The following is a 7,355-nucleotide window of genomic DNA, read 5'->3' as shown; positions in this document are numbered from 1 at the left end:
GAGACGGGAGACGGGAGACGGGAGACGGGAGACGGGAGACGGGAGACGGGAGACGATTTCATTTTGTCTATTTAGGAATTAATACTGTCAACACCTTATGAGTCCAACGCAATTTAATCGTCATCCTCAAGAACAAGGCACGAGTGAGTTGGGGATCTCTCCCTATTCATTGTTCAAAAGAGATTTCCTACTCCTTCCTTCGTCAGTCTAGGAAATGACGCCGCTGTTCTTTCTCGCATCTCGAAGCGAGGCGTTCCATAGGACGAGATCCATTCTCGATTATCTGAAATAAAGAAAGCGCCGGTCTCTCAACCAGCGCTTTACTATTTTCGTTAACCGTTGACTAAGTCGTGATTAACCGATGTTCTTACGTGCATTTTGGAACATGCGCATCCAAGCACCATTCTCGCCCCAACCTTCTGGAGACCATGAGTTCGCTACTGTGCGGAATACACGCTCAGGGTGCGGCATCATGATAGTCACACGGCCATCTTGAGTCGTTAGACCTGTGATTGCGTTTGGCGAACCGTTCGGGTTGTTCGGGTATTGCTGCGTTGGGTTACCGTGGTTGTCCACGTAACGAACGGCAACCGTACCTGATGCTTCAATCGCCGCTAGGTGGTCTGCGTCACGTACTTCTACGCGGCCTTCACCGTGAGATACTGCGATTGGCATACGCGAACCAGCCATGCCGTCGAAGAATACAGAGTCAGACTTTTGTACTTCAACTAGGCTAAAGCGAGCTTCAAAACGCTCAGATTCGTTACGAACAAAGCGTGGCCACAGGTCTGCACCTGGGATTAGCTCTTTCAGGTTCGATAGCATCTGACAGCCGTTACACACACCTAGAGAGAACGTATCTTCACGCTTAAAGAAGCCTTCAAACTGGTTACGAGCTTGTTCATTGAACAGGATAGACTTAGCCCAACCTTCACCAGCGCCTAGAACGTCACCGTAAGAGAAGCCACCACACGCCACTAGGCCTTGGTATTCTTCTAGAACCGCTTGACCTGTTAGGATGTCGCTCATGTGAATGTCCGTTGCTTCAAAACCAGCACGGTCAAATGCCGCTGCCATCTCAACATGAGAGTTAACACCTTGCTCACGTAGAATTGCCATCTTAGGTTTAGCGCCTTTCGCAATGTAAGGTGCTGCAATGTCTTCGTTTACGTCGAAGCTTAGCTTAACGTTCAGACCTGGGTCAGAATTGTCTTTCTTCGCTTCGTGCTCTTGGTCAGCACATGCTGGGTTATCACGTAGACCTTGCATCTTATGCGTTGTCTCAGCCCAGATAGTACGTAGTTCAGTGCGGTTACGCTCAAGAACTACTGTCTCACCAGAAGTAATCACTAGCTCATCAGAAGCTTCTACAGAACCAATTACGTGTGAACATGCTTCAAGACCGTTTGCTGCTAGCGTTGAAAGTACAGCGTCTAAATCTTCGTTCTTAACCTGAAGTACCGCACCTAGTTCTTCGTTGAATAGTGCAGCTAGAGCATCATCACCTAGGTCAGCGATGTCAGCTTTAACGCCACAGTGACCTGCGAATGCCATTTCAGCTAGAGTAACGAATAGACCACCGTCACCCTTATCGTGGTAAGCCACTACTTGGTCATTCGCTACAAGAGTCTGAACGCCCTCGTAGAAACCTTTCAGTTGTGCTGCGTTGTCTACGTCTGCTGGCTTGTCACCAAGCTGTTTGTAAACCTGTGCTAGTGCTGTTGCACCTAGACGGTTTTGACCGTTACCTAGGTCGATAAGAACTAGCGAGGTGTCACCTTTGTCAGTGCGAAGCTGAGGTGTAATTGTCTTACGCACATCTTCAACACGAGCAAACGCAGTGATGATTAGAGATAGCGGAGACGTTACTTCTTTCTGCTCACCGTTCTCTTCCCACTTGGTCTTCATCGACATTGAGTCTTTACCCACAGGGATAGTCAGGCCAAGTGCTGGACATAGCTCTTCACCCACCGCTTTCACTGCTTCGTAAAGACCCGCGTCTTCACCCGGGTGGCCAGCTGGAGACATCCAGTTTGCAGACAGTTTAATGTGTTTGATATCACCGATGTTTGTCGCTGCAATGTTTGTGATTGCTTCACCAACCGCTAGACGAGCAGAAGCACCGAAATCTAGTAGAGCAACTGGTGTACGCTCACCCATCGACATCGCTTCACCGTGGTAAGTGTCGTAGCTTGCTGCGGTCACTGCGCAGTTAGCAACAGGCACCTGCCAAGGACCAACCATTTGGTCACGAGCAACTAGACCCGTTACTGTGCGGTCACCGATAGTGATAAGGAATGTTTTCTCTGCAACCGTTGGTAGACGTAGAACGCGGTCCGCTGCTTCGTTTAGCTCGATACCGTCACGGTTAACTGCAGGGTTGTTTGCTTTTAGCGTTTTCGCATCACGATGCATCTTAGGCGTCTTACCAAGAAGCACATCCATTGGCATGTCGATTGGCGTGTTCTCGAAGTGTGAATCTTCAAGTTTCAGTTCACGCTCTTCTGTTGCGATGCCCACTACTGCGTATGGTGCACGCTCACGCTTACAGATTGCGTCGAATACTTCCATGTTCTCTGGCGCAACTGCCATTACGTAACGCTCTTGAGATTCGTTACACCAGATCTCAAGTGGGCTCATGCCTGGTTCGTCGTTTGGTACGTCACGCAGTTGGAAGATACCACCACGCTCGCCATCGTCTACAAGCTCAGGAAGTGCGTTAGAGATACCGCCCGCACCTACATCGTGGATGAACGCGATTGGGTTAGCATCACCAAGTTGCCAACAACGGTCGATCACTTCCTGACAGCGACGCTCCATTTCTGGGTTTTCACGCTGTACTGAAGCGAAGTCTAGGTCTTCTGCTGATTGACCAGATGCCATTGAAGAAGCAGCACCACCGCCAAGACCGATGTTCATTGCAGGACCACCAAGTACGATTAGGCTCGCACCTACTGGGATCTCTTTCTTCTGAACGTGCTCGTCACGAATGTTACCCATACCACCAGCAATCATGATTGGCTTGTGGTAACCACGCACCTCTTCACCTGCGTGAGAGTTCACTTTTTCTTCGTAAGTACGGAAGTAACCAAGTAGGTTTGGACGACCAAATTCGTTGTTGAACGCCGCGCCACCAAGTGGGCCTTCTAGCATGATGTCTAGAGCGTTAACGATGCGACCCGGTTTACCGAAATCTGTTTCCCATGGCTGTTCAAAACCAGGAATACGTAGGTTAGACGTAGTGAAGCCAACAAGACCTGCTTTTGGCTTACCACCAATACCAGTCGCACCTTCGTCGCGGATTTCACCGCCTGAACCTGTAGAAGCACCCGGCCAAGGAGAGATAGCTGTTGGGTGGTTGTGCGTTTCCACCTTCATTAGGATGTGCGCTTTCTCTTGGCTGTAGCCGTACTGGCGAGTTTCTGGGTTCGGGAAGAAACGACCTACATCAGAACCTACCATTACCGCTGCGTTATCTTTGTATGCAGACAGTACGTTTTCAGGCGTAGTTTCGAATGTGTTCTTGATCATCTTGAACAGAGACTTCTCTTGCTTAACGCCGTCGATAGTCCAGTCTGCGTTGAAGATCTTGTGACGACAGTGCTCTGAGTTCGCTTGTGCAAACATCATTAGTTCGATGTCAGTCGGGTTGCGTTCTAGCTTATTTACGAACGCATCGTAAAGGTATTCAATTTCATCATCTGCAAGTGCAAGACCTAGGGTAACGTTTGCGTTTTCAAGCGCAGCACGGCCGCCTTTTAATAGGTCAACGTCTGCTACAGGCGCAGGTTCTGCCGCTTGGAATAATGCGTTTGCCGCATCAAAATCAGTAAATGTCACTTCCATCATGCGATCATGGATGAGTGCTTTTACATCAGCAATTTGAGCATCGTTAAGAGGCGTCGATGTCTCTACGTAGTATGCCGTGCCGCGCTCAAGACGTTTTACTTTGTCTAGACCACAGTTGATGGCGATATCAGTAGATTTAGAAGACCAAGGCGAAATAGTGCCCGGACGAGGCGTAACAAGAAGTAGAAGACCTTCTGGCTCATGCTCTTCGATCGTTGGACCGTAAGTCAGCAATTTTTCCAGTTTTTCCAACTCTTGAGCATCAAGGTCAGACTTTAGATCCGCAAAGTGCATGAACTCAGCGTAAATGCCAGTGACAGGCAGATCTTGTTCACGACAAAGTTCCAGTAGTTTATTAACACGAAACTCAGAAAGAGCTGGGGAGCCACGCAAAATTCTCATGTGCTTAGGTCTCTTATTGCAAGTGATTAAGGTGATATTGGAATAAATTCAGTGGGTTATACTGTTTTCTTCGAAGCTATTCCCGAAGGTTTTTCAAACCTATGCCGATGCCACCTCTTCGTTGCGAGCGCATTATATAGCAATTGTTTTTGTGATGTAACACCAAAAGCAACCGTTTGCGTCATTTTTTTCGTCAAATTTGAATTACGACTAAAATGTCGATAAATCACACAATGTCGCACTCTATCTGTCTGATTCACTTTGCCCCACCAGCTCGCTTTGATATAAAGGCAACTAGAAATTTATCGAGACGTACCGAATTAATGCAAATAAGTCAGTTCAACCGACTCAAGCGCAGCGCCCTACTTTTCGCCTCTGTGCTTTTACTCTCTGCCTGTCAGATTGAGTCGGAACCCAAAAGTGAATTCGAGCAAATCCAAGAGCGTGGTGTCCTACGTGTTGGCACGCTAAACAACCAACTCTCCTACTACATTGGTCCTGATGGTCCTGCTGGCTTGGATTACGAACTGGCGCGCAAATTTGCAGAACAGCTCGGCGTTAAGCTCGAGATCAGACCCGCTTTCCGCCAAGCAGAGTTATTCCCTGCTCTGAAAAAAGGCGATATTGATATTATCGCGACCGGTTTAAACCAAACCTCTCAAGCGGTTCAACGCTTCCGTCCCGGGCCTGCTTACTACTATGTGAGCCAGCAAGTGGTGTACAAAAAAGGCCAGCTTCGCCCTCGCGATGTAGACCAGCTCATCAAGTATCAAGAATCAAAAGATGAGAAAGCCGGAAACGAAGACAGCAATGCAGGAGCAGAGACGCTGCAAATTGTTGAACAGTCACAATTTGTTCCGACATTAACCGCGCTACAGAAAGAACACCCAGAGCTGCAATTCGAAATTATTGGCGATGCCGATACTCGCGACCTCTTAAAACACGTATCAACAGGTGAGTTGCGTTTTACAGTAACTGACTCGGTGGAACTGTCTTTGGCGCAGCGCCTATACCCAGATTTAGCTTTAGCTTTTGAGCTCACCGAAGACCAGCCTGTCTCTTGGTTTACTCGTCGTTCTGAAGATGAAAGCTTGTATGCCATGCTGATCGAGTTCTTTGGCAGCATTAAACAGTCTGGTGAACTCGCGACACTCGAAGAGAAATACATCGGTCACATTGAAGCTTTCGACTACGTAGACACGCGTGCCTTTATTCGCGCTTTGGATAACACCCTGCCGAAATGGTCACCACTGTTCCAAAAGTACAGTGAAGAGTTCGACTGGCGCTTGATTGCGGCATTGGCTTATCAGGAATCTCACTGGAAACCAAAAGCGAAATCACCAACAGGCGTCCGCGGTATGATGATGTTGACGCTGCCAACCGCCAAGAGTGTTGGGGTTACGGATCGTCTTGACCCAGAACAGTCGGTTCGTGGTGGTGTGGAATACTTACGCCGCATCGTGGCTCGTGTACCGGACTCAATCAATGAGCATGAGAAGATTTGGTTTGCTTTAGCGTCTTACAACGTAGGCTACGGACACATGATGGATGCACGACGCCTGACTAAAGCGCAAGGTGGCGATCCAAATGCGTGGGCAGATGTAAAAGAGCGCCTACCTCTATTACGCCAAAAACGCTTCTATAGCCAAACTCGTTATGGCTATGCTCGTGGTGATGAAGCGCGTAACTACGTTGAAAATATTCGTCGTTACTACCAATCGATCATTGGCCATGTAAGCCAAAAGCCTGCTATCGACGAGGATACAGAAGACCTTCAGGTCATCCCGCCACTCGATCCTAATCTGTTAGTTTCTGGTGCTGTGGAGACCTTAGCTGAACAGGTTTCAGGGGCAGTTGAAGTAACACCACCACCTGAAGAAAATGCGCCTCAAGAAGCAGAGCAAACATCAGTGCCAAAAGCAGAATAAAACCTTCGAAAATAGCGAGCCCTCAGCTCGCTATTTTTTTGTTGAGTCAACAGATAAAGTTATCTAGAATCCAGTCTTTCGGGCTTATCTAGCTTGTAATGCTCATTGGTGCCATACCAATATTAGGCTTGCATAGCAGAGAAGTTCTTTTAGTCACCTCTCCTCGAACTGATGCCACCTTCATCCGTAAGCGTGCCTCATCAGAATGTCATCGATTGATAATATGTCAGACGCTTTGCTATGCGAGTGTCGGAGAGTGTGTTCGTTGTCTGCAAGAGGTTCTGATTATGAGAAAGCGCAGAGTGCAGTCAAAACGTTTGAATAAGACAGTGGCTGCTAACCGCCGTAAGCGCAAGCTTACGAGTATGAAAAAGAAAGTCAGTGCACGTAACCGTGTTTTCGTTCACCTAGTGAATCACTGAGAACTTGAAGCAAACATCTACTCCTGGGTAGGTGTTTGCTAAAAATACTTCTAGCCGAAAAAACTCATTCTCCTTTCCACTTACTTATCTTTATTTTCCTGCTCGTTTTCCAACGCCTTTTGCGCTTGTTTCTTCGCTTTAATTTCTTTGCGGCGACGTTTAAAGAACGCTTGCAACTGAGAGCGGCATTCTTCTTCCAGCAGCCCATTTTCAACTGTTGCGTAATGGTACGCTGCTTGGCTTTCAAACAAGTTTAATACCGTTCCTGCAGCGCCTGCTTTTAAGTCAGGAGCACCGTAAACGACTCGTTTCACTCGGCTGTGTAACAATGCCCCAGCACACATTGGGCAAGGCTCTAGCGTGACATACAAAGTGGTATCAAGCAGTCGATAGTTTCCTAGAGCTTTACCCGCTTTACGCAAAGTTTGGATCTCCGCATGCGCCGTCGCATCATGAGCGCAAATAGAACGGTTCCAACCTTCCGCAATGATCTCTCCGTCTTTCACTAAAACAGCACCAACCGGCACTTCCCCTTCTGCTTCTGCTTGCTCTGCAAGCTCCATCGCACGGCGCATAAATAGTTCGTCTTGAGGGGAAAACTGAGAATCTGACAAAAGGAGGCTCCGGTATTTGGGATAGGTCGTAATTGAAAGTGGATTTTAACCTTCAAAGAGAGGAAGTGGAAGCGGATGCGGGATTCGGGATGCGGGATGCGGGATGCGGGATGCGGGATGCGGGATGCGGGATGCGGGAT

The 7,355-nt window shown here is 48.2% G+C and carries 4 protein-coding genes; 2 read left to right on the top strand and 2 right to left on the bottom strand.

Translation table 11 applies throughout. From position 1 onward, the window contains the following. Positions 1 to 354: 354 nt before the first annotated feature. Positions 355 to 4,251 (bottom strand): phosphoribosylformylglycinamidine synthase, encoded by a 3,897-nt coding sequence (gene purL, locus GXP65_RS24250; protein ID WP_162093911.1) that lies wholly within the window; start codon positions 4,249 to 4,251, stop codon positions 355 to 357. 323 nt (positions 4,252 to 4,574) lie between these two features. On the opposite strand from purL, the gene mltF reads away from it, so the two are divergent. Both mltF and GXP65_RS25450 read left to right on the top strand, forming a co-directional pair. Further along, positions 4,575 to 6,179, top strand: a complete 1,605-nt coding sequence (gene mltF / locus GXP65_RS24245; protein ID WP_162093910.1) for a membrane-bound lytic murein transglycosylase MltF — start codon at positions 4,575 to 4,577, stop codon at positions 6,177 to 6,179. Between the two features lie 287 nt (positions 6,180 to 6,466). Beyond that, positions 6,467 to 6,601 (top strand): hypothetical protein, encoded by a 135-nt coding sequence (locus GXP65_RS25450; RefSeq protein ID WP_005424864.1) that lies wholly within the window; start codon positions 6,467 to 6,469, stop codon positions 6,599 to 6,601. 80 nt (positions 6,602 to 6,681) lie between these two features. On the opposite strand, the gene tadA is transcribed toward GXP65_RS25450, so the two are convergent. Beyond that, complete coding sequence (gene tadA / locus GXP65_RS24240) at positions 6,682 to 7,215, bottom strand: tRNA adenosine(34) deaminase TadA (protein ID WP_050914342.1); 534 nt, start codon at positions 7,213 to 7,215, stop codon at positions 6,682 to 6,684. Positions 7,216 to 7,355 lie beyond the last annotated feature (140 nt).

This window comes from Vibrio sp. LB10LO1 (genome assembly GCF_010092875.1).
Lineage (GTDB): Bacteria > Pseudomonadota > Gammaproteobacteria > Enterobacterales > Vibrionaceae > Vibrio > Vibrio campbellii.
The sequence above is the reverse complement of the archived record's forward strand: the minus strand, read 5'-3'. Positions and strand labels throughout refer to the sequence as shown.